At 63.8% G+C, this 21,658-nt stretch carries 19 protein-coding genes; 10 read left to right on the top strand and 9 right to left on the bottom strand.

Annotated elements, in window-relative coordinates; all coding sequences use genetic code 11:
- The first annotated feature begins 11 nt into the window (after positions 1 to 11).
- Together KF708_23065 and KF708_23060 are read left to right on the top strand one after the other, a co-directional pair.
- Positions 12 to 344 carry an immunity 53 family protein gene (locus KF708_23065; GenBank protein ID MBX3415584.1) on the top strand — a complete coding sequence of 111 codons (333 nt, stop codon included), beginning with the start codon at positions 12 to 14 and terminating at the stop codon, positions 342 to 344.
- Between the two features lie 173 nt (positions 345 to 517).
- Positions 518 to 913 (top strand): 4Fe-4S binding protein, encoded by a 396-nt coding sequence (locus KF708_23060; protein ID MBX3415583.1) that lies wholly within the window; start codon positions 518 to 520, stop codon positions 911 to 913.
- A 58-nt stretch (positions 914 to 971) separates the two neighbouring features.
- Here KF708_23060 and KF708_23055 read toward each other — a convergent pair whose 3' ends face one another.
- The 6 genes from KF708_23055 to KF708_23030 form a co-directional block, all read right to left on the bottom strand.
- Positions 972 to 1,409, bottom strand: a complete 438-nt coding sequence (locus KF708_23055; protein MBX3415582.1) for a hypothetical protein — start codon at positions 1,407 to 1,409, stop codon at positions 972 to 974.
- A gap of 156 nt (positions 1,410 to 1,565) precedes the next feature.
- On the bottom strand, positions 1,566 to 3,806 hold the full coding sequence (locus KF708_23050; GenBank protein ID MBX3415581.1) for a DUF1553 domain-containing protein: 2,241 nt from the start codon (positions 3,804 to 3,806) through the stop codon (positions 1,566 to 1,568).
- The gene (locus tag KF708_23045) at positions 3,803 to 5,236 is read right to left on the bottom strand and encodes a DUF1501 domain-containing protein (GenBank protein MBX3415580.1); all 1,434 of its coding nucleotides are present in this window, start codon (positions 5,234 to 5,236) and stop codon (positions 3,803 to 3,805) included. The genes KF708_23050 and KF708_23045 overlap by 4 nt, the downstream gene beginning before the upstream one ends.
- A gap of 278 nt (positions 5,237 to 5,514) precedes the next feature.
- Positions 5,515 to 6,753, bottom strand: a complete 1,239-nt coding sequence (locus KF708_23040) for a DUF1972 domain-containing protein (GenBank protein ID MBX3415579.1) — start codon at positions 6,751 to 6,753, stop codon at positions 5,515 to 5,517.
- Positions 6,754 to 6,802: 49 nt separating this feature from the next.
- Positions 6,803 to 8,122, bottom strand: coding sequence for a glycosyltransferase family 4 protein (locus tag KF708_23035; protein MBX3415578.1), 1,320 nt, complete (start codon positions 8,120 to 8,122; stop codon positions 6,803 to 6,805).
- Complete coding sequence (locus KF708_23030) at positions 8,119 to 9,429, bottom strand: hypothetical protein (protein MBX3415577.1); 1,311 nt, start codon at positions 9,427 to 9,429, stop codon at positions 8,119 to 8,121. The genes KF708_23035 and KF708_23030 overlap by 4 nt, the downstream gene beginning before the upstream one ends.
- Before the next feature lie 576 nt (positions 9,430 to 10,005).
- On the opposite strand from KF708_23030, the gene KF708_23025 reads away from it, so the two are divergent.
- The 6 genes from KF708_23025 to KF708_23000 all read left to right on the top strand — a co-directional run bounded on the left by KF708_23025 (position 10,006) and on the right by KF708_23000 (position 15,832).
- Positions 10,006 to 10,866, top strand: coding sequence for a sugar phosphate isomerase/epimerase (locus KF708_23025; protein ID MBX3415576.1), 861 nt, complete (start codon positions 10,006 to 10,008; stop codon positions 10,864 to 10,866).
- Positions 10,867 to 10,959: 93 nt separating this feature from the next.
- A complete protein-coding gene (locus KF708_23020) occupies positions 10,960 to 11,886 on the top strand; it encodes a UbiA family prenyltransferase (protein ID MBX3415575.1) in 927 nt (308 codons plus the stop codon).
- 39 nt (positions 11,887 to 11,925) lie between these two features.
- Complete coding sequence (locus KF708_23015) at positions 11,926 to 13,266, top strand: alkaline phosphatase family protein (protein ID MBX3415574.1); 1,341 nt, start codon at positions 11,926 to 11,928, stop codon at positions 13,264 to 13,266.
- 366 nt (positions 13,267 to 13,632) lie between these two features.
- Positions 13,633 to 14,415, top strand: a complete 783-nt coding sequence (locus KF708_23010) for a hypothetical protein (protein MBX3415573.1) — start codon at positions 13,633 to 13,635, stop codon at positions 14,413 to 14,415.
- 120 nt (positions 14,416 to 14,535) lie between these two features.
- Positions 14,536 to 15,372, top strand: coding sequence for an FkbM family methyltransferase (locus tag KF708_23005; protein ID MBX3415572.1), 837 nt, complete (start codon positions 14,536 to 14,538; stop codon positions 15,370 to 15,372).
- 4 nt (positions 15,373 to 15,376) lie between these two features.
- Complete coding sequence (locus KF708_23000) at positions 15,377 to 15,832, top strand: hypothetical protein (GenBank protein MBX3415571.1); 456 nt, start codon at positions 15,377 to 15,379, stop codon at positions 15,830 to 15,832.
- A gap of 66 nt (positions 15,833 to 15,898) precedes the next feature.
- Here KF708_23000 and KF708_22995 read toward each other — a convergent pair whose 3' ends face one another.
- Together KF708_22995 and speA are read right to left on the bottom strand one after the other, a co-directional pair.
- A complete protein-coding gene (locus tag KF708_22995) occupies positions 15,899 to 17,407 on the bottom strand; it encodes a protein kinase (GenBank protein ID MBX3415570.1) in 1,509 nt (502 codons plus the stop codon).
- Positions 17,408 to 17,669: 262 nt separating this feature from the next.
- Positions 17,670 to 19,619, bottom strand: coding sequence for a biosynthetic arginine decarboxylase (speA, locus tag KF708_22990; protein MBX3415569.1), 1,950 nt, complete (start codon positions 19,617 to 19,619; stop codon positions 17,670 to 17,672).
- A gap of 44 nt (positions 19,620 to 19,663) precedes the next feature.
- On the opposite strand from speA, the gene KF708_22985 reads away from it, so the two are divergent.
- A complete protein-coding gene (locus KF708_22985) occupies positions 19,664 to 20,551 on the top strand; it encodes a hypothetical protein (protein ID MBX3415568.1) in 888 nt (295 codons plus the stop codon).
- Positions 20,552 to 20,726: 175 nt separating this feature from the next.
- Positions 20,727 to 21,281, top strand: coding sequence for a YqgE/AlgH family protein (locus KF708_22980; protein ID MBX3415567.1), 555 nt, complete (start codon positions 20,727 to 20,729; stop codon positions 21,279 to 21,281).
- 139 nt (positions 21,282 to 21,420) lie between these two features.
- On the opposite strand, the gene KF708_22975 is transcribed toward KF708_22980, so the two are convergent.
- Positions 21,421 to 21,658: hypothetical protein (locus KF708_22975; GenBank protein MBX3415566.1), on the bottom strand; the 238-nt coding region annotated here is incomplete at its 5' end.

The raw sequence follows: 21,658 nt of genomic DNA, 5'->3' as shown, positions 1-21,658 counted from the left end.
GAATCGCACGCATGAACGCGAAGCCCACGGCGGCTACTCTGCTGGCTCGGCTCTCGGCCTGGTTCCAGCGTCACTGCAACGACGATTGGGAGCACGAGTACGGCATCACGATCAAGACGTGCGACAACCCCGGCTGGATCGTGCGGATCGACCTGCCGGAGACGCCCTTGGCTGAAAAGCCGTTCGTGCCGGTGCTCGACGGTGTCGACGAAGAGGGCTGGCAGCTCGACGATGAATCCCCCTGGCTCCACTGCATCGTTGACGAAGGGGCGTTCCAGGGGGCTGGCGACCCCACGCGGCTGGAAGAAATCTTGGAAACGTTCCTGGCCTGGGCCGACGCCTGAGGGGCCAATGGACGGGAAAAACGAGCTGATTGTCCTCTGGGCTGGCCAAATTCGGCCCTGGGGTGCGGTTGGCCGCTCGGGCTTCAGGTCGTATCATTGAGCATGTTCGGTCGATATTAGCTTTACCCGGCGCTTGCACCCGCCGGATATCTGCCCAGCGAGGTTCACGACGCATGGCCAAGCAAGGCCCCCGCAAGAAGCTCCCCAAGGAGCTGGCGGTCATCAACGCCGACAACTGCACCGGTTGCGAAGCCTGTCTCGAGGTCTGCCCGGTCGACTGCATTATGAAGATCCAGCAGTTCCCCGGCATGCCCAACATGCAGAGCTTCTGCCAGATCGACCTCGAGCGCTGCGTGGGCTGCGAGGTCTGCGTCCACATCCCGCGCAAGAAGACCGACCCCTACGACCTGACGGTCTGCCCCTGGGACGCCATCGAAATGGTGCCGACGGAGAAGGTGGCGCAGGTGGTGGCGCAAGTCGGCGGCCCGCCAGAATACATCTACGAAAACTGGGACCGACTGGTCGGCACGGCCCAGCACTTGGCCGAACTCAAGGTACAAACGGGCTGAGCCTGTCGGACTGCTTTCTGGCGATCGCCGCCGACTGGGGTGATACCCCATCGAACGATTATTGCGGTGCAACTTCTTCCGACGGCTCAGGAATGCTACCGGATTGGAGATTCCCTCCAGTTTGGAGCGGTCGTTCGACGTCAAATTCTTGGCTCCAGATGGTCGTGTCGTACGTGCCCAGCCAGCATGTCGCAAATGATAAACCTGCTTTGACCTTCTCCGCCCGCTCGCGTACCGGTACGTTATAGACGACTGACGCACCGTTCTGAAATCTAAACTCATCGGGGAACTCTTTTTTCCACGATGGTCCCATACGCATCCGTTGTGCGGACCACTCCCATGTGCCGTCCACGAAATCGAGTGATTCCGTATCCGGGCTATTTAACGCAGCACCCCGATACCACAATGAATGTCCGGAGTGATTCGTGACGCGCACTATCGCGATCAGACCTGGTGGCTCATGAATTGCCTGGGGCACGTAGCTAAAACCTTCCATTTCAAACGACACCCTCGCGTAACCGGGAAGCAGATTACCGGGTCGTAAGGTGTATCCAACTAGCGATAAAAGCAACATCGCTACCAGAAGTGTACGAAGGCTGAAACGCACTCTAGACACACGAAAGAGAGTCGAGAGTTTCTCCGGCATTGCATGTCAGTCCAAATAGACAAACTCGTTCGCGTTGAACAATGCCAGCGCGAAATCGACGAGTGCCGCAGCCGCATAGGGATTCTCGCATAGCGATGCGTCGATATCGACCGGCAGCGCTAGCTCTGCGGCCGTTCGCCCTTCACTACGGAGTCGATCAGTCTGTTGGGACAAGAACAGTTGCGCTTGTTCCACTTCCTCTGCCGTTGGCACGCGGTTGAGGATGCGCTGATAGGCGCCTCCGATCTGTTGCTCGACGTCGTCGGGCGCGGCGCGGACGAGTTCTCCGGCGAGCCATTGGGCGCATTGCAGACTGAATTCTGAGTTGAAGAGCATCAGCGACTGTGTCGCCGTCGTCGACTCGTGGCGCATGGCGCAACTGGCGTTCGTGTCGGGGCGATCGAAGACGTCGAAGAGCGGGTAGCGCAGGTTCCGCCGCACGAACAGGTAGATGCTGCGGCGGCGGTGATCGTCGCTATCGCCTGAGATGTTCCACTGGTCCTTGAGTAGCGTCACCGTTACTTCCGGCGGCAGAGGCGGGCGGATGCCAGGTCCGCCGCGGCGATCGGAAAGATTTCCGCTGACAGCCAGCATTGCATCGCGAATCGATTCGCCATCGAGTCGCACACGCCGGCGCCGCCACAGCCATTTGTTGTCGGGATCGGCGGCCGACGAGCGCGCGAAGATCTCTTGCGCCGCGTGCGTCTCCTCGGCCGACCAGTTCGCGTCGTACGGTCCGCTCGCGAGTTGGTACGTTTTGCTCGTGACGAGCAGGCGATGCATCGCTTTCATGCCCCAGCCATCGGCGACGAAACGCCGGGCGAGCCAATCAAGTAGCTCCGGATGCGTCGGCGTCGAGCCCATCACGCCGAAATCGCTCGACGAGGCCGCGAGCCCCAGACCGAAATGCCACTGCCAGAGTCGATTTACCATGACGCGCGCCGTCAGCGGGTGCTCGCCACGGGTGATCCAAGCGGCCAGCGCGACGCGCGAGGGTATGGCATCGTTCTCAGAATCAGCCTCTACCGTAGAGTCCTTCTCTTCCGCCGACGCCAGAACTTGCGGCAGCCGGCAGGCAAGCTCCGGCCCTTCCTGCCGGAAATCGCCTCGCAAATAGAGATGCCCCGCGCGATGCTTGCCGTCGCGCACGACGCGCCCCATAGGCAGCTCGGGCAGCACCGGCAACTTGGCCACTACCTCGACCAGCTCCGCGTGCTCGGTGCGATCTTTCTCCTTCAGCTCGGCCAGTGCCTGCTCGAGCGTCGGCCGCTCGTCGGGGTTCTTCTCGCGGAACAGCCGTCGCGCCGTGTCTTCCAACTCGCGGCGGCGTTTGTCGCGCTGATGGTCCTCGGGGGCCCAGGCCGTTTCGGCGGCTTCGCGCGCCGCTCGTTCCTCGGCCGTGGGAATCGGGTGATCGCGGAAGATATCGACCGACTCGAAGTAGGCCCGCAGGTGATAGAAGTCGTGCTGCGTGATGGCGTCCCACTTGTGATCGTGACACTGCGCGCAGCCGAACTGCAACGCGAGCAGCGTCGAGCCGACCGTGGCGGTCATTTCGTTGAGCACGACGTGACGGCGTTCTTCCTGCAGATTGATGTCGGGCATGTCCGGCCCGCACAGTAGAAAACCGGTCGCCACGGCCGCCGCTGGATCGTCGGGCCGCAGGAGATCGCCCGCCAGTTGCTCGCGCACGAACTGGTCGTACGGCAGATCTCGGTTCAGCGCGTCGATCACCCAGTCGCGATAGCGCCAGGCGTTCGGTCGCAGCAGGTCGTGCTCGAAGCCGTCGGTCTCGGCGAAGCGGGCCAGGTCGAGCCAATGCTGCGCCCAGCGCTCGCCATACGCGGGCGAGGCGAGCAAACGCTCGACCTGCTTCTCGTACGCGTCGGGCGATGGGTCCGCCAGAAAAGCGTCGAGTTCCGCCGGCGTGGGGGGCAGCCCCGTCAGGTCGAACGAGAGTCGCCGCAGCAGCGCGGCTCGTCCTGCCTGCGGCAATGATTCGACCCCTGCCTCGTCCATGGCGGCTTTGACGAAACGATCGACCGGGTGCCGGCTCCATCGCTCGTCGTCGATGTCTGGGGGAGCCGGATGAGACATCGGGTGATAGGCCCAGTGGTCCCGTTCGCCGGGGGTGATCGTGCGTTCGACGGAAGTTGCCGATGTTGAGTTCTCGGCAGCTCGCAACACATGTACCTGAACAGTACACGCAACGCCGATCACGACGATTAGCCACCAGGAATTCCTCATGCGAGAATCTCCTTCACTACGCGACCGGCAACGTCGGTCAAGCGCTCATCGCGACCGTTGTGCGTATAGGTGAGAGACTCGTGATCCAAACCCAGCAGGTGGAGGATCGTGGCGTGCAGATCATGCACGTGAACTTGTCCCTCGACCGCGCGTAGGCCGAACGGGTCGGTCGCACCATAGGCAAACCCACGGCGTACCTTGGCGCCGGCGAGCCAGACGCTGTATCCCCAGGGGTTGTGATCGCGTCCTTTCCCCTGCTCGCTCATCGGCATGCGGCCGAACTCGCCCCCCCAGATGACCAGCGTGTCGTCGAGCAGGCCGCGGCGCCGCAGATCGCGCAACAGCCCCGCCACCGGCAGATCGGTCCGCCCGCAAAACAGGCCATGATTGCGCGCGACGTCATCGTGCGCATCCCAACCGTTCGTATCTCCCGAGTAAAGCTGCACGAAGCGCACGCCGCGCTCGACGAGCCGCCGCGCGAGCAGGCAGCGCCGACCAAACTCGTCGGTCTGCTTCTCGCCGATGCCGTACAGCGCCAGGGTCTCCGCCGTCTCATCGGCAAAATCGACCGCCAGCGGCGCGGCCGATTGCATGCGGTAGGCCAGCTCATAGGCCTCGACGCGCGCCGCAAGCACACTGTCTCCCCCGCGCAATTCGCTATGGCGGCGATTCATGCCGCGCAACAGTTCGAGCGTGCCCCGCTGTTGTGCGCCGCTGATCGAAGGTTGTGGGCGCAGGTCGACAATCGGCGTGGCGCCGGGGCGTAGCGTCGTCCCTTGATAGGTCGCCGGCAAGTAACCGTTGCCCCAGGCGAGCGGGCCCCCCTTCACGCCGCCGCCGGGATCGGGCAACACGACAAACGCAGGCAGGCTGTCGTTCTCGGTCCCCAGCCCATAGCTGACCCAACTCCCCAGGCTCGGGCGCCCCATCAGGATGCTGCCCGTGTTCATCTGGTAGACCGACTGCGGATGATTCACGCTGTCGCCGTGACATCCGCGCAGCACGCACAGTTCGTCGGCCAGCTCGACGGTGTGGGGCAGGAAGTCGCTGATCTCGAGCCCCGACTGCCCGCGCGGCCGGAAGGGTCTGATCGGCGCCAGCAATGGATTCTGCGCCACCTTGCGCCGCGTCATGACGGGGCCGACGCTGTCGGGCAGGGGTTGGCCGGCGAGTCGCTCGAGCTCGGGCTTCGGATCGAGCAGGTCGACGTGGCTCGGCCCGCCGTGCATGAAGAGATAGATCACCCGTTTCGCGCGGGGCGCGAAATGGGGTGTGCGCGGCGCGAGCGGGCTGGCCACCGTCTCGCCGGCGCGCAGCGTACGACGGCGATCATCCGTCAGCAGCGCAGCCAGGGCGACGGCCCCCAGCCCTGCGCCGACATCGCAAAGAAACCGGCGGCGGTCTCCCACGGCGCTGGCGATGGTCGACAGATAGCTCGCGCGATGCTGCACGTGAAAGGCCTCTCGCTCGCCAGGCGATGCCGAAGCAAGCCGTAGATAAATCGGGCGGGGGCTCGCGACCGCCCTGCATCAACCTAACGTGCGGCTGCGCGAGACTCAATTGAAACGGTGGATTTCAACGCCCACAGGCCACGATGCCAACGAGCAAGTAGGTCCGGTGCGCCGTACCTGACAATGCTCGACGTCGCTAACTCGAATGATTGTCAGGTACGGCGTACCTGACCTACGAAGCCTGGCGAGCGGGGCGGTTAAAGTGCGGCCGACTTGATTTTCAGCAGCGACTCGTATGCCCGCAGAATCTTGGGCCACGAGAATTGCTCCTCGAAGCGCCGCACGCTCGCACCGCGCATCAGCGACAGCTTACGCTCGTCGCCGAGCAGCACTTCGAGCTGCCGCGCGAAGTCGTCTTCGTCGTAGAAGTAGGCCGCTTCGGCCCCCGCCACCCAGCGGTTGAAGACGTTGTCGTGGGCCAGGACAGCGCAGCCGGCGCCGAGCGCTTCGACGAGTGCCGGGTTCGTCCCCCCCACGGTGTGCCCGTGGAGGTAAAGCCGGGCGTGAACCCGCAGGGCTGCCACAACGGCGGCATCGTAGACGCCACCCGGGAAGATCACCTCCTCGCTGGCCGCGGCCAGCGTCTCGCGGTGATAGGCGTTCTTCTCTGGCTCATACCGGCCGAGCACCATCAGTTTCATGCCGCGCGGACGGCGCGAGAAAGCTCGGACGATCTCGAGCAGCGAGTTCTCCGGCTCGGGGCGCGCCACGACGAGCGCGTAACGATCCGGCGTCACGCCGTAGGGCTCGAGCAGCGCGGGATCGGCCTCCTCAATACGGTCGGCCCCGTACGGAATCATCGTGATCTTGCGGATCGGCATCCGCGACATCAGGTGCAGCTCGATGCTGGGATGATCGGCGATGACGTGATTCGCGAAGCAACCGGCGCAGCGCTCGTTCAGCCAGAGCCACGCCTTCTGCGGCCTGCTCCATTTCTTGCGCTGCCACTCGAGGCCATCCATATTGATCAGGTTCGTGCGACGGTGCAGACGATACAACGCCGAAAAGAGGGCCGTGTTGTAACCCAGGGTGAGAATGGTCCCCTTTTCGCGGGCCGCCATGCGCGTCGACTTCCAGTCGAAGATCACCGTCCCCACGGCATCGTCACGCTTTACCGGGATGTGGATCAACCGGACGCCGTTCCAAGTATCTTCCCAGACGCGCGAGCCGGTCGACTCCTGGCAGTAGACCGTCACCTGCCAGCCACGCTCCACCATGTACTGCGAGAGCTTCTCGGCGAACGATTCGAATCCGCCGTGACGCGCCGGAATGCCGCGCGTCCCCAAGATCGCCAGGCGACGATTCGGCGCGGCCGGACTAAGGGCTGTGCTCTCGCCGGCCACCGTCGCAAGCGCGGAGCTTTCCGTCTGCATACCGACCGGGAATTCGAGCGGAGGCAACGTCGGCTGCAGCGGAGGGGGGAGTGTCTGGCTCATCGTCGTTCGTTCGTGACGGGGCTAACGTGGACTCTCAGATGCGCGGCAATCAAACGCTGGTCTGCAAGGACTCGGGATCGGCGATGGCCGTGGCATGCTTGTCGTGCTCGACCAACGACGTCCGTGGCATGCGGCCACGCGCGGCCAGCACGCGGCGATAGACTTCGGCCACTTGCTGATAGTGAATCTCGGGATTGAATTGCGTCTCGATCTTCTGGCGTCCGGCGATGCCCATCTCGACGGCTTCCGCGGGATCGCGTGCCAGGCGGCGCATTTGGGCAGCCAGGTCGTCGGCGTTGCCTGGCGTGACCAGCAGGCCGTCGCGCTCGTGCTCGACCAGTTCGGGAATGCCGCCGATGCGCGAACCGATTACCGGCCGGGAGAGCGCCAGCGATTCGAGCACCGACATGGGGCAGTTGTCGTAGCCTTCGGAAGGTAGGATCGTCGCGATGCTGCCGCGAATCGTTTCATGCAACTCGGCGCCGCCACGGAAACCGAGCAGGCGCACGTGGTTGAGTCCACGGCTCTTCACGATCTCGGCCACCTGGGCATCGGCGTCCCCCGTGCCCACGATCCACAATGGCACGTCGCGCACCTGTTCGGCGGCGGCGAGCAACGTGAAGATACCCTTGAGTTGCTCGACGCGACCGAAGTAGAGCAGGTAGCCTCCCCGTCCCGTGGCGGGCTCGAATTGCGCGGGATCGGCAAAGTTGCGCACGGTGGTCATCTTCTCCGCCGGCACGCCCAGCTCGATGCACTTGCGACGTTGGAAGTCGCTCACCGTGATGAACTGGTCGATCCGCCTCTCGGCGCCGAGCCAGTGCGTCAGATAGGTCTCGGCGGCGCTCAGGGCCGAGCGGGTGAGCGAGCCGCGATTGCAGCGGTTCGTCACGGCGCGATAGAAGTGCTTCCCCTCGCACGCTTCGCAGATCTTGCCGTGCGACAAGAGCGAGTAGACCGGGCAGACGAGCTTGAAGTCGTGCAACGTCTGAACGATCGGCACGCCGGTGTCATCGAGCGGCGCGAGGATCGAACCGGTCAACTGCCCATAATAAATATGCAGGTGGGCCAGATCGATCTTCTCGTCGGCCAACAGTCGGCGGAGGGCCCTCTTCGCGGGTCGCGAGTAGAGAAAACGGGCAATGTCGCGCGGGCCCGGCTTCTGAAAATCGACGCCGGCCGGAAAGTAGCGCGACCACTCGCTCGGCTCATCCTTCGGCTGACGCGAGGAGAAGGGAATTACCCGATGGCCATGCTGTTGCAACAACTCGCTCAGCACGAAAAAGTACCGATCCGATCCGCCGCGCACGTAGAAATTCTGCGAGGCGTTCAAGATCGTATAGCTGGCGTGATCGTCGATGGTGCTCATGGGCTACTCGTCGCTGGTTTCTGGCTGTTGGGCGTCGCGGCGTGCGACTCGGGACTGGTGTCGCTGGTCCACAGTGCTTCGACCCAGCGGGCCAGGGTCTCGCCTGCCACGCGCTGTCCCAGGACGTTGTAGTGGGGATCGTCGGGAAAGACGTGCGACGCCTGTTCGCGCGTCACGGCCTCCTTGAGGGCATCGGTCAGGTCGAGGTACGGAATACCCAGCCGCTCGCAGATCGGGGCGACCATCTCGCGCCCCATTTCGAAGCGGCGCGGCCCCAAGCAATAGGGATCGTCGTCGACCGGCGGCTTCCAGTGTATGGCGCCCTCGCGGGCCGCTTCGATCTCGAGCATCGATCCGCGGTAGGCGATCGCCAGGCGCGTCCCGTTCTGCTCGCAGAGGGCCGCCGTTGCGGCGATCGTCTTCTCGATCAGCTTCCACGTGAGCTGCTCGCGCTCTTCCAGCGGCAGCTTGAGCAAAGGATCGGTGACTTCCGGATGCTCGATCAGCGCGGCCTCGCGAAGTGGCATGTTCAAGTGGTCGGGAATGTTGTTGCGATTGATCAGGAAGCCGCGCTGCAGGACGAACCAACGAATGACGTCGGAGTGCATCGCCAGGCGCTTCCAGAAATCGCGTTCCCAGAACTGCGGCTGGCGGTAGACCAACTCGTCCTGGGGGCCCAGCACGTAGCTGGCAATCTGCGGTTCGATCGACACGAGATACGGCGACGTGTCGTAAGGATCGTTCTCGACGAACAGCAGCACGACCAGATCGGGCTCATAGTCCAACGCGTAGTGGCGGATGACCTGGTATTGCTGCGCGCTGCCCCAACCCGAATTACCCAGCGCGTACCACTCGACCGGGCGTTCGGGGGTGGTCATCGCCTGCTCGGCGACGTGGAACATCGATTCATCCTGGTTGACTTGCAGCGCTTCGACGAACGAATCGCCCACGAGCACCACGCGGCGCGTGCCGGGGGCCTTGGTCGTCGAATAGTCGCGCGACGCATTCCAGCCTTGCGCATTGAAGTGGTAGTGCGCGTCGATGTTGTTCCCCGAGACGAATCGTCCCGCGGTGTTCGGCACGCGGCGGGGGCCGACGACGGGATCCCAGAAATACTCGGGCGTGGAAATGACGGGCACGAACAGCCGGAAAGCAAGCTCGACGATCAACGCGGCGGCTGCCAGCGCCAAGGCGAGCGCAATGTTCCCCATCACAAAGCGGTTCGCGCGGCGCCGTTCGAGGCGCGGCTGCCGGCGCGGACTGTGTGTCGCCGTTTCTTGGGGATCGTTTTCCAACAGAATCGTCACGAAGGTATTCCCTCGGGAGTGCGCGACCATTCCCACCAGGCTCGGCGCGCCGACACATGCGTACGACCTGGCCGTCGGCACTTATTGGTCCGAAACCTGCCCTGGCCTTGTGGATATGGAAACCTAGGTCACCCCTGATGGGACTCGTTGCCTTACGGAAACATGCCCCCGCGACAGCATCCACCTCCGTAAACCAAGCTGCCAATAGTGCCGAATTTGCCGCTCGTAGGGCGCCAAGGGCTCGCGGCGGGCAGGGAACGACCACTCAAGTACGCGCGGGCATGTCACGATTCCTCGTTGCAGAACCGTCGGCGTTCCGTCGCCGCCGATCCGCTACCAGGGTGCAAAGCATGGCGTCGCGACCGTGCGTGCCATGCCCTGTGCTCAAACGCTCTTGCCGAGACACGGCAAGACTATGAACCGCGAAAGACGGCCATTTCGCAGGAAATGCAGTCCTTGCTCGGCGGCGCCAAGGACCGTGGCAGCGAGGCTTTCCGTCGGTTTCTCGGGCAGCGCGTTCGGGCTATAATCCCTGGTTCTCTTGCCCACCCAACATCCCGCTTGGTTGCCCTGCCGATGAAGCTTGCCTTCAGCTCGAACGCCTATCTGCATTTCTCGATTGAAGAAACGGTCGCCGCGGTCGCTTCGCTGGGTTACCAGGGAATCGAGCTTCTGGCCGACGTCCCGCACGCCTGGCCGGCCGGCCTGCTCGATGCGCAGCGGCAGGCGATTCGCGAATGCCTTTCGCGACATGGGCTGACGATCTCGAACGTGAACGCGTTCATGATGAACGCCGTGAACGACCCGCGGCAGCCCTACTGGTACCCCGCCTGGACGGAGCCCTACGCCCCGTATCGTGCCATCCGCCGCGAGCACACGATCCGAGCGCTGCAACTGGCGGCCGACCTGGGGGCGCCGAACATCACGACCGAGCCCGGCGGCCCGCTGGCCGAGGGGCAATCGTGGAAGGATGCCGCCGCACTCTTCTACGAAGAGTTGATGCCCTGCATCGAGGTGGCCGAGCAGGTGGGCGTGACGCTGTTGATCGAGCCAGAGCCCGAATTGCTCATCGAGAAGTTCGACCAGTACCTCGAGTTTGTGTCGCGTATCGACTCGCCGCGCGTCGGTTTGAACTTCGATATTGGCCATGCCTACTGCGTGGGCGAGGATCCCGAGAACTGGGTCGCCCGCATGGCCGAGCATACGGTGCATTATCACTTCGAAGACATTGCCTCGACGCGCGTCCACAAGCACCTGATTCCCGGGCGAGGCGCCATCGACTTTGCCGCCACGCTCCAGGCCATCGCGACGACGAACTACGACGGCTGGATCACCGTCGAACTGTATCCTTACATTGACCGTCCGGACGATGCCGCGCGTGAAGCGCACGCCTATCTCTCGAAGCTCATGTCCGACTTGGGGCTGGCGACGAGCTAGCCCGAGGACGTTTGCACCGGCGGTCGGCTGCTGAACGGCGTCCGGGTCACAAGTTTCAACGATGCCCCAGGGCCGCGCGGAAAGCAAACGACCATGAAACCGAAGGCCTACCTGCAGCTCTTCCGCCTGCCGAACGTCTTTACGGCGCTTGCCGACATTGGGCTAGGCTACTGGCTCACGCACGAAGGACTCGGCGACTGGGCTGTTCTGGCCCTGCTGGCGTGTGCCTCGGGCCTGCTCTACACGGCCGGCATGGTCTTGAACGACGTCTTCGATCTCGAGGCCGACGCGCAGTCGCGCCCCGAGCGCCCCCTCCCCTCGGGGCGCATCGATCCCGTCTGGGCGCGTTGGCTGGGCCTCGAGTTGCTGCTTTCCGGCATCGTGTTGGGCTGCCTGGCGGGCTATCTCGCCGGCACCATCCGGCCGGGAATCACGGCCGCGGCGCTCGCCGGCATGGTGCTGCTCTACGACTACGTGTTGAAACGTACGCCCGTCGCACCGCTGGCCATGGGCGCCTGCCGCACGCTGAATGTCTTGCTGGGCGCCAGCGCGGGGGCGATCGCGTGGCACACGATGCACGTCGTGATCGCGCTCGGCGTGGGGCTGTATATCGTTGGGGTGACGTGGTTCGCACGCACCGAGGCCTCGACGAGTCATCGCCCCCCTCTCACGGCGGCGCTCGCGACGATGTTGGCGGGCATCGCCATGCTGGCCCTTTACCCACATTGGTCGAACGATGCGCTCCCCGACTGGGCGCAACCTGTCTATGCCGAGAATCTGCCCGATCGTTGGCAACTACTGTGGCTGGTCTTGGGTGTCTTGATCGGTTGGCGCTGCGTGTGGGCGATCCTCGACCCGCAACCGTTTCGCGTCCAGTACGCCGTGCGGCAGGGTATCTTGTCGCTGGTGTTGCTCGACGCGGCGGCGTGCCTCGGCGTGCGGGGGACCGAAGCGGCCGTGATGATTCTGTTTTTGATCTTGCCGGCGATGTTTTTGGGGCGCTGGATCTATTCCACGTAAAGAAGTTTCGCGAGAGACGAACCCGAGGTCGAGCTAGCGATGTCCGCGCGAGTGATCCTGCTGTCGATTCCCGGCCTCCGCACCGAAGATCTGGCGGCGATGCCGCATCTGCGCGCCATGGCCGCCGCAGGGGAACAAGGAACGCTTGTTCCCAGTTTTCCCTGCGTCACGTGTCCCGTGCAGGCCAACATGACGACCGGTCGCTTGCCGCGCGAGCATGGCGTGATCGCCAACGGCTTCTACTACCGCGAGCGGCACGAATTCGAGATGTGGACCGCTTGGAACGAGTGCATCGAGGCGCCGCAGATCTGGGACATCCTGCATCGCGAGCGCCCCGGCACGACGTCGGCCGTGTGGTTTCCGCTGCACAGCAAAGGCTGCGGCGCGGACTACATCTGCACGCCGGCTCCCAAGCATAATCCCGACGGCACTGAATCGCTCTGGTGCTACACGCGGCCCGAGGACTTGTACGAAGAGCTCTTGCCGCGGCTCGACCACTTTCCGCTGCAACACTTCTGGGGGCCGCTGGCAAATATCTTTTCGACCGAGTGGATCGCCGATTCGGCCATCGAGGCGGCACGACGCTACCGGCCCGACTTCTTCTACATTTACCTGCCCCACCTCGACTACGCCGCGCAAAAGACCGGCCCCGACAGCGAGATTGCCCGCGTCTCGGTCGGGCAGTTGGACGAAGTCATCGGCAAGCTCCGCGCGGAAATGACAGTCGCTTACGGTGAGCCGGAGCCCCTGTGGCTCGTGGCCAGCGAGTACGCCATCGTTCCGGTCGATCACGTGACGTACCCGAACCGCGTCCTCCGTGAAGCGGGCCTGCTTACCATTCGCGAGGAAGTTGATGGCGAATATGTAGATCTCCACCGCAGCCGCGCCTGGGCCATGGCTGACCATCAAATCTCACACCTCTTCATCGAAGGGCGCGACGCGCGCGTCATCCAACAGGTCGTCGAATTGTTCACCGGGTATCCAGGCATCGCCGAGGTGCTGCACGGCCCAGGCCTTGCCCGCTATCAACTCGATCATGCCAACTGCGGCGACGTGGTCCTCGTCTCCGAGCCGCATAGCTGGCAGGCGTATTACTACTGGCTCGACGATGCCCGCGCCCCCGGCTTCGCGCGGAAAGTGGATATCCACCAGAAGCCGGGCTACGACCCGGTCGAGTTGCACGTTGACCTTGCCCGGTGGAGCATTCCACTCGATGCCACGCTGGTCCGGGGCTCGCACGGCGCGCCGGCGGTGACCGATCAGCAGCGGGGGCCGATCGTGGCCTCGCGGCAAGGGGTGCTGGGGACTCATATCGTGGCCGACACCGACGTGGCGGCCATCGTGCTGCGACAGTTCGGCGTGGACCCAGGTGTGGGGTAGTGTTCTGTCAAAGCCATCCATTCGGGCGGATACATCTTAACCCGAAGCGTCAGCGAGGGGATTTCTGCAAAGAACGTCGAGCAAAGTGTTCCCTCGCTCACGCTTCGGATTACGACTCAGCGAAAAGCGCAACTTCAAAACGGATGCTTCGGGTTAAGCCCCGAGTTCCGCGAATCCGCCCGCCCGGGGTCGATTTTTCTCTGCTACCGGCGAAGAATGCTCCAGGTGGCGGGCGCCGCCCCTTGCAGACGCCCGGGCCGCCATGTTTCCTTAAGGAATATGCCTGTCGCACCGATCGAGCCGACCGGGGCAGTAAGCTAACTTGGTTCATCCGACCTCAGTTGTCGACTTCCGACGAGGATCTCTATGAAGGCCCTGGCCTTGCTGAATAGTTTGCTGCGTACCTTCCTGGCGACGGCCCTGGCCGCGGTCCTGGGCTATGGCGCCTGGTTGGGCTATCAGACCTACCACGCGCACGAATTAGCGCTGCAAGCCAAGGACGAGGAGCTCGCCGAGCGCCAGGCGCAGATCGACGCCCTCGAGCTCGACGTGGCCGCCAAGGCTCAGCAGATCGAGCGTCTCGAGACCGCCATGCAACTGCTCAAGGTCGACGAGCGCGTGGCGCAGATCGTCGTGCTCGATCAGACGGCGCCGCGCGAAGGCGATCACGGCAAGACGCTGTTTCGTTTCAGCGAAGTTGACCAAGAGGGCAATCCCATCGGCGACGCCAAGACGATCACCATCGAGGGTGATATCGTCTATCTCGATGCCTGGGTCGTGAAGTACCTCGATGAACACGTCGAGCAAGCCGATCCACTGCGTGCCACGTCGGTCTGCTTGTTCCGGCGGATCTTCGGCGAGTTCCAGCAACCGACCGAAGGTTTTGTGATCGATGCGCAAGGCTCGCGTCCCTCCGCCTACGGCGGCGCCGAGATGTCAGACTTCGAGCGCGAAATCTGGGCGAACTTCTGGGAGTACGCCAACGATCCCGAGCGAGCCAGGGCGTCGGGCATCCGCGCCGCGCATGGCGAGGCCCCCTCGATCAAGCTGCAGGCCGGTAAATTGTACCGCGTGCAATTGCGCGCCTCGGACGGCTTGTCGATCGTGGCCGACGATCTGCCCGCCGCCTTGCGCGGCCCGGCGCTGTAGTGCGTTCCGACACCTTTCATGTGCGATACCACTTGTGAAAGCAGGCGCCTGGATCGAGGCCGAATAGCGCATCGCCGGAAGCCCCAACGGGGCGGACTAAGGTAGCCCCAGGGCAACGCAATGAGCGAGCTGTACCGCCTGGTTCGCGACAAGTTCCTGCGCCGCGTGCGCCGCCGCCTCCAACGCTGGCCCGCCTATGCCCTCCGCGGTCACCGACTGCTGCCGGGGGTGATCGCCTCGGGCGAGCGTGCCTATCGCTGTGCCGGCGGGCAGATTTATCTCGACATCCGCGAAAAGCCCTGGATTCGCACGATCGCGATCGAGGCCTTCGAACGCCCCAAAGTCCACGCCTTGGCCCACTTTCTGCGGCCCGGCATGACGCTCGTCGACGCCGGAGCGAACATCGGCTTCTTCAGCCTTGTCGCCGCACGATGCGTGGGGCCGACGGGGCGCGTGCTCGCCGTCGAACCCGAGCCCCTCAATCGCGCCCGTATCGCGCGGAACGTCGAGCTCAACGCCTACGCGAACATCGAAATCGTCCAGGTCGCCCTGGGCGATCGCAACGGCGAGGTCACCCTGCACCTGGCGACCGATCACGGGCATCACAGCCTGTTGGATTGCTCGCCCGATCGCGCGGGTAGTACGATGCTGGTGCCCATGCAAACGCTCGACGTGCTGCTCGCGTCGCGGAATATCGGCCGCGTTGACGTGCTGAAGATCGACGTCGAGGGATTCGAAGTCGAGGTGCTGCGCGGGGTGGCGGAAACGATTCGCTCGAACCCGGAGATCGTCATCCTGATGGACGTCCACGAATCGCTCGGCGTAAACGCCGCCGACGTGTGCGGTCTGATCGAGTCGTACGGACTGTCGACATACGAAGTCCGCGCGCCGTATAGCCGACCGACCTCAGCCCGCTGGCATCCTTTGGAGCTATTAGCGAAGCGCTCAACCAGGTGATCCGATGGCACGTCGACTATCTCTCGCCGCGGTGGCCGTTTTCGACGTCGCGATGCTACTTGCCATTGGCGCCGTAGCGTTCGGTTACTTTGGCCAGCGCACTTGGATGAACCTGAACGACCAGATCACCTTATGGACTCCACTCGCAGTCGCCGCGCTCGGCTTGGCCTCAACGATGTGGGTGCTGGGCAGATCGCTTCGTGCCGCATGGGTGACTTGTGGGGCGGTTTTTTTCGCCCTGCAAATCCAATTGGTAGTGATGGCGGCTTACTTGTCGAGTCATTATCACTTGATTGCCCACGATGGCACTGCTTACTGGGGGCTCATGTTCATTCCATGTCTGCTTGTCGGCGCACCACTTTTGTTCGCTGCACTGATGGTCGGCGGAAGCGCGGACATCATTCGCGCCGTTCGCAGAAGAAAATCCGACGCTTCAGTCGGTCAGGTACTCCGTACCTGACCCTGCTCGACATGGCCAACTCGAAGGATTGTCAGGTACGGCGTACCTGACCTACGAAACGAGCGGTCACTCGTCGTTCACTTCCCCGACCTCGCCCATGGCGGGCACCAGCTTGCCCAGCACGCCGCGGAGATCACGGAGCTTGATCGGCATCGACAGCACGAGACGATGGTCGCTCGTCTCGGCCTTGGCGCGCCAGGCAGCCTGCTTTTCGCCGAGCAACAACACGGCGGGAATGCCCCGCGTCGCCTCCTCGACCCCCAAGCGATTGAACGCCTCGAGCGCCGAGGCCCCCAACTTGCCGGTGCTGAACACCACGCAATCAGCCGCCTTGGCGTCGTTGGCAAAACGTCCCAGCGCCCGCTCGGGATCGCTGGTCAGCAGCACGCGGTAGCCGCAGCGTTTCAGGCCGTCGCGGAAGATGTCCTGCATGCGGCTATCCGATTCGACGAACATCAGTACCTTCCGCTGCGAGTCGGGCAGGAACTGGGCCGCCTGCTTGCGCTCTCCCTCGGTGATCTCGATGACCGGCTCGCCCGAGCCGGCCGCTTCGGTTTCGCCCGCCGAGAGCCTGGCCATGGCGATGTTCAGATCGACGAGCATCTCTCCCGGCGACTGGTAGCGCCGCGCGGGATCAAGCTCCATCGACTTATTGCACACGGCCGCCACGACCCGCGGAATCTGCGGATCGAGACGGTGGATCGGCACCACGTCGAGAAATCGCGATTTGGCCAGGCGCTGGATGCGCTCCTTCGTCTCCAGCAGCGCCGGCTGGCCGGAGAGCAGGTGGTAATAGATGCAGCCCAGGAAGTAGATGTCGCTACGGTTGTCGTCCTTGCGCACGCCGGTCGCCCGTTCGAGCCCCGCGTAGTCGATCGTGCGCGGATTGGCCAGTGGATCTTCGACCGATCCCTCGTCGGCGCCGGCCAGGCCGAAGTCGACCAGCTTCGCCTGGCCGCGGCTCGAGATCAGCACGTTGGTGAGCTTGAGATCGCGATGCGAGATGCCCCGATCGAAGGCATATTGCAGTCCGGCCGCGGTGTCGGCGATGAGGCGCGTCGCTTCGAGCGCTTCGACCTTTTTTCGAATGCGGATGAAGTCGCGCAGGTTGCCCCCTTCGACAAACTCGAGCACCAGGTAATGCTCGCGCCCTTGGGAACGCACCTCCAGCGTCGGCACGATGTTCGGGTGCCGCAGCGTGCGGCCCAACTCCCCTTCCTGCAGGAAATGCTCGACCTGGGTGGTGTCGTCGCAGTAGCGCTTGCGCAGTACCTTCAAGGCGACCACCTTGGCCGAGTCTTTGTGGACCGCGCGATACACCCGGGCAAAACTGCCGGTGGCCACGCGGTACAGGGCCTTGAAGTCGCCGTAGAAGAAGCCGGTGCGATCACCATTGAGCAACCGCTCGACCTGGTAGTTGGTCAGCAGCTCGCGCCGGACGAGCATCTGGAGAAACTCGTCTCCCGGCACGTCCTGCCGGCCGAACTCGCCCCACACCTCTTGCAACTGGCGGTCGCTGATGAGGTTGAGGTCCGTAACCCGCTGGGCAATTTGTTCGCCAGTAAGCTCGCCCATGCCAGGTATCGTCGTCGAAAGCGGTCCGGAAAGGGCCCGAGCGCCAGCGGGCCGAGATACGGGGCGCATAGCCGTGGGGGTGCGCCCGCCCTGCTCGAGCCCGGTTCCCCTAGCCCATTCATACTAGCGCCGATTCGCGCGCGCCGCAATCCGCCAATTGATGCGGGTAACAAGGGGCCCGTCAGGTACCCCGTACCTGACAATCCTCTGAGTTGGCCCCATTGAACACTGTCAGGTACGTGCGTACCTGACTTACGGGCCATTAGTTGCCGTGGGCGTCTTCCAGATAGGTGTAGCCGCGCAGCCCCTCTTCGTAGAAGCGGAGCAACTGCCCGGCCTGCTGGAAGTCGAGCTTCCCTTCGCGGACGGCCGTTTCGACATCGGTCCGCAGCCGGCGCACCAGCGCCGAGGGTTGAAACTCGACGTACTCGAGCACCTCGGTCACGGTGTCTCCCTCGATCACCGCGTCGAGCACCACCTCGCCATTGCTGTCGAGGCTGATGTGTACGGCGTTCGTATCCCCCAGCAGGTTGTGCAGGTCTCCCAGGATCTCCTGGTAGGCGCCGACGAGGAACACGCCCAGGTAGTAGGGGTCGCCGTTAAACTGGTGCAGCGGCAAGGTCCGCTTCACGTCGCGCAGGTCGATGAACTGGTCGATCTTGCCGTCCGAGTCGCAGGTAATGTCTCCCAGCACGGCGTGCCGCGTGGGGGGCTCGTTCAAGCGATGAATGGGCATCACCGGGAAGAGCTGCTTGATCGCCCAACTGTCGGGAATCGACTGGAAGAGCGAGAAGTTGCAAAAATAGGTGTCCGAGAGCATGGCGTCGAGTCCCTGCAACTCCTCGGGCACGTACTCCATCTGCCGCACGAGCGATTGCAACTTGCGGCAAATGGCCCAGAAGATGTTCTCCGCGCGGCTCCGCTGGAGGAGGGGCAGGTAGCCGCCGTTGAACAGGTGCATCGCCATCTCGAGCGCCTGCTGCGCGTCGTGGAACCCCTCGAGCGCGTTGCGCGTCGTGAGGTTGCGATATGTCCCCAGCAGATCGACGAGGGGCTGCTCGAGCGACTCCTCGTCCACCTCGGTCGGAATGCCGTTCTCCCCCTGCCCCGACACGCCCAACACGTTGAACACGAGCGCCGAGTGGTAGGAGACGATCGCGCGTCCACTCTCCGAAATGATGTTCGGGTGGGGAATGCCCGCCTCGTCGCACACCGTCTGCACGTGGTAGATCACGTCGCCGGCGTATTCCTCGAGCGTGTAGTTCACGCTCGATTCGAAATTCGTCTGCGAGCCGTCGTAGTCGACCCCCAGTCCGCCCCCGACGTCGAGATACTCGAGCCCCGCGCCGGCCCGGGCGAGCTCGGCATAGACGCGAGCTGCTTCGTTGAGCGCCTCTTTGATGTGGCGGATGTTCGGCACCTGGCTGCCGAGATGGAAGTGGAGCAGCTTGAAGCAATCTTCCATGCCGTGCTGCTTGAGCTCGTCGAGCGCTCGCAGGATTTCGGTCACCGTGAGCCCGAACTTCGAGCGGAACCCCCCCGACGACTTCCAACGCCCAGCACCGGCGGTGGCCAGCTTGACGCGCATGCCGATCTTCGGCCGCACGCCTACCTTCGCCGCATACTCGAGAATCAATCCCAGCTCGGTATACTTCTCGACGACCGGGATGATGTTGCGGCCGATCTTCTGCGCGAGCATCGCCATCTCGATGAACTCGGCATCCTTGAAGCCGTTGCAGATGATCGGCGTGTCGTTCGATGCCACGGCGACCACCGCCAGCAACTCCGGCTTCGAGCCCGCCTCCAGCCCGAAGCCGAGCGGCCGGCCGAACTCGACCACCTCTTCGACCACCTGGCGCTGCTGATTCACCTTGATCGGGTAAACGCAGGCGTACTTGCCGTGGTAGTCGTTCTGCGCGATCGCCGTCTGGAAGGCATCGTGAATATCTTGCAGCCGATGCTTCAAGATATCGCCGAAGCGAATCAGGATCGGCAACTGAATGCCGCGCAACTGCAGGTGATCGATCAACTGCTTGAGATCGATCGCGCGCTGCGGATTCTTCTCCGGATGCACGCAGACGTTGCCCAGGTCGTTGACGGAAAAGTATCCTTTGCCCCAGCGCTGCACCTCGTACAACTCCGAGGCATCGAGCGCCGACCAGGACTTGACCGTATCGAGCGTCAGCTTGTTCGAACCGATAATAGTGCTCATAGCCTGTTAATGATAGCGGCTTTTCCCCTAGCGTCGAGACTCTCATGACGACCCGCCTGAACTGGCAATCCCCCCGCGCGCCGAGCTGCTGGCACGCCTGCGCGGCGCTCGCCACAGGCGCGTCGCTCGTCGATCCAGCGCTCGCCCAGGCACTCGCGATCCCCCTGGCCGAACTGAGCGCCGCGATCGAAGCCGCCGGCGCCACGCCGCGCGATTTTCTGGCGCAGCTTCCCCCCCTGTGCCTGGACACGGCCAGCTCGCGCGAGCTGGCGCTGCTAGCGCTCACCAGGTTGCTCGGTCGAGAGAAAGCGAACGCCTCGGCCGAGTCGCTCGCCGGTTGCCTGGGCGCCCTCCGGCGCGCCTACGACGAACGGCGTCCCAAGCTCGACGAAGAGCTGTCGTTGCGCGCCGGCCCCCTCACCGAACAGTGGCAGGCGCGCGGTCCTGGGCTGCTCGCCGCGATCCGGCGACTGGCCGAACCGGAGCTCTTGCCGCCGGAGGCGAAGGTGATCCTCGTCGAACCTGCATTGGGAGGAGGCGGAGAGGCGTTTCCTCGTTCGAACGTCGTGACGTTCGAGGCGCTGTTGGCGAACCCCGAACCGCGGCTCCCCGAGGTGCTGCGCCTGTCGTGGCTCGTCGCGCAGTTGAATCTCGACCTGCCGCGCTACGCCGACCACCTGCACGCCGCGCGACTGCACCGCGCGGCGCGCCTCGCGCTCGTGCCGCTGGTGCTGGCGGCGGCCGAAGACGTGGAACTCGCACGCGCCGATTGGGAGATGTTCGCCCTGGCATTGTCAACCTGGCACGTACACGAATCGGAACCGCAGCGCGTGGCTCCGCTCCTCGACGAGTGGTGGCAGACCTACCGCGACTCGCGCCCCGCGCTAACTGCCTCCTTCGTGGCACTCGATCGTATGCTCGACCCAGGCTAGCTCGTGCTGCGACGGGTTGCCCGGAAGGAGACGACCGCGGTCGGCACGGTCGTCCGGCGTGGTCGAACCACCGGGGCGCCTCTGGGACACTTGGGATGCCTTTGTCAGAGACCGAACTCCGGTGGCCGGCAGGTGCCGCTTTAGTCGGCTGCCGGCGGGCGGTAAAATGCCGGGTATGAGTTCCCTGCAGGGTCATCTACTGATCGCCGCGCCCCAACTGCTCGATCCGAACTTCCTGCGGACCGTGGTGCTGATGGTGCAACATTCGTCCGAAGGCGCCCTGGGCCTCGTGCTCAATCGCCCCACCACGGCTACCATCAAGCAGGCCTGGGAACAGGTGCGCGACACCGGCTGCGTGCGCGACGATCTGCTCCGCTGGGGTGGACCCTGCCAGGGACCGCTGACGGCGCTCCACATCACACCGCAACTGGCCGACATCGAAGTCCTCGAGACGGCCCTCTTCTTCTGCGGCGAACCCGACAAGCTCACCACCCTGGTCGACGAGCCAACCTACCAGGCTCGCTTCTTCGTGGGCTACGCCGGTTGGGGCCCCGGCCAGCTCGAGTCGGAGATGGAACAAGGGGGCTGGCTCACCATGCCGGCCAGGCCCGAACACGTCTTCAGCGACGACACAGACCTGTGGCAGCACGCGCTGAAACAAGTGGCCCAAGGGCAGCTACTGTCAGCGATCAAGGTAAAGCACGTCCCGCCCGATCCTTCGCTGAATTAGAGCTGCAGCGAGGCTTCTGTCCGGGTAATTGCGTAGAGGTGCCACGATGGCCTGCACGTCAACGCAATTGCTTCCGGCGATCTGAGTTCAACCGGTTGAAATGCGCCGGCAACCATGCTCCGCAGCGGCGTGGCCCGGCCTAAAAGGGGACCGTGACTTTGTACTGAACGACCGTTTGGCCCAGTGCCACGCCCTCGATTTCGACACGCCTGGAGCTAGCCTTGCCGTCTACGATAACGAGCAATTCGCCCTCTGTGCCCGGCGGCAATTCACACTGCTCTGCGAGCACGAACGTGCAACCGTTCGATTTCGCAAGGGGAATGCGTCTCTTGTTGACGACGAAGTACCCCTCTACATCAGCAGAATAGCCGTCGCTG

It is taken from the genome of Pirellulales bacterium (assembly GCA_019636335.1).
Taxonomy (GTDB): Bacteria; Planctomycetota; Planctomycetia; order Pirellulales; family JAEUIK01; genus JAHBXR01.
The sequence above is the reverse complement of the archived record's forward strand: the minus strand, read 5'-3'. Positions and strand labels throughout refer to the sequence as shown.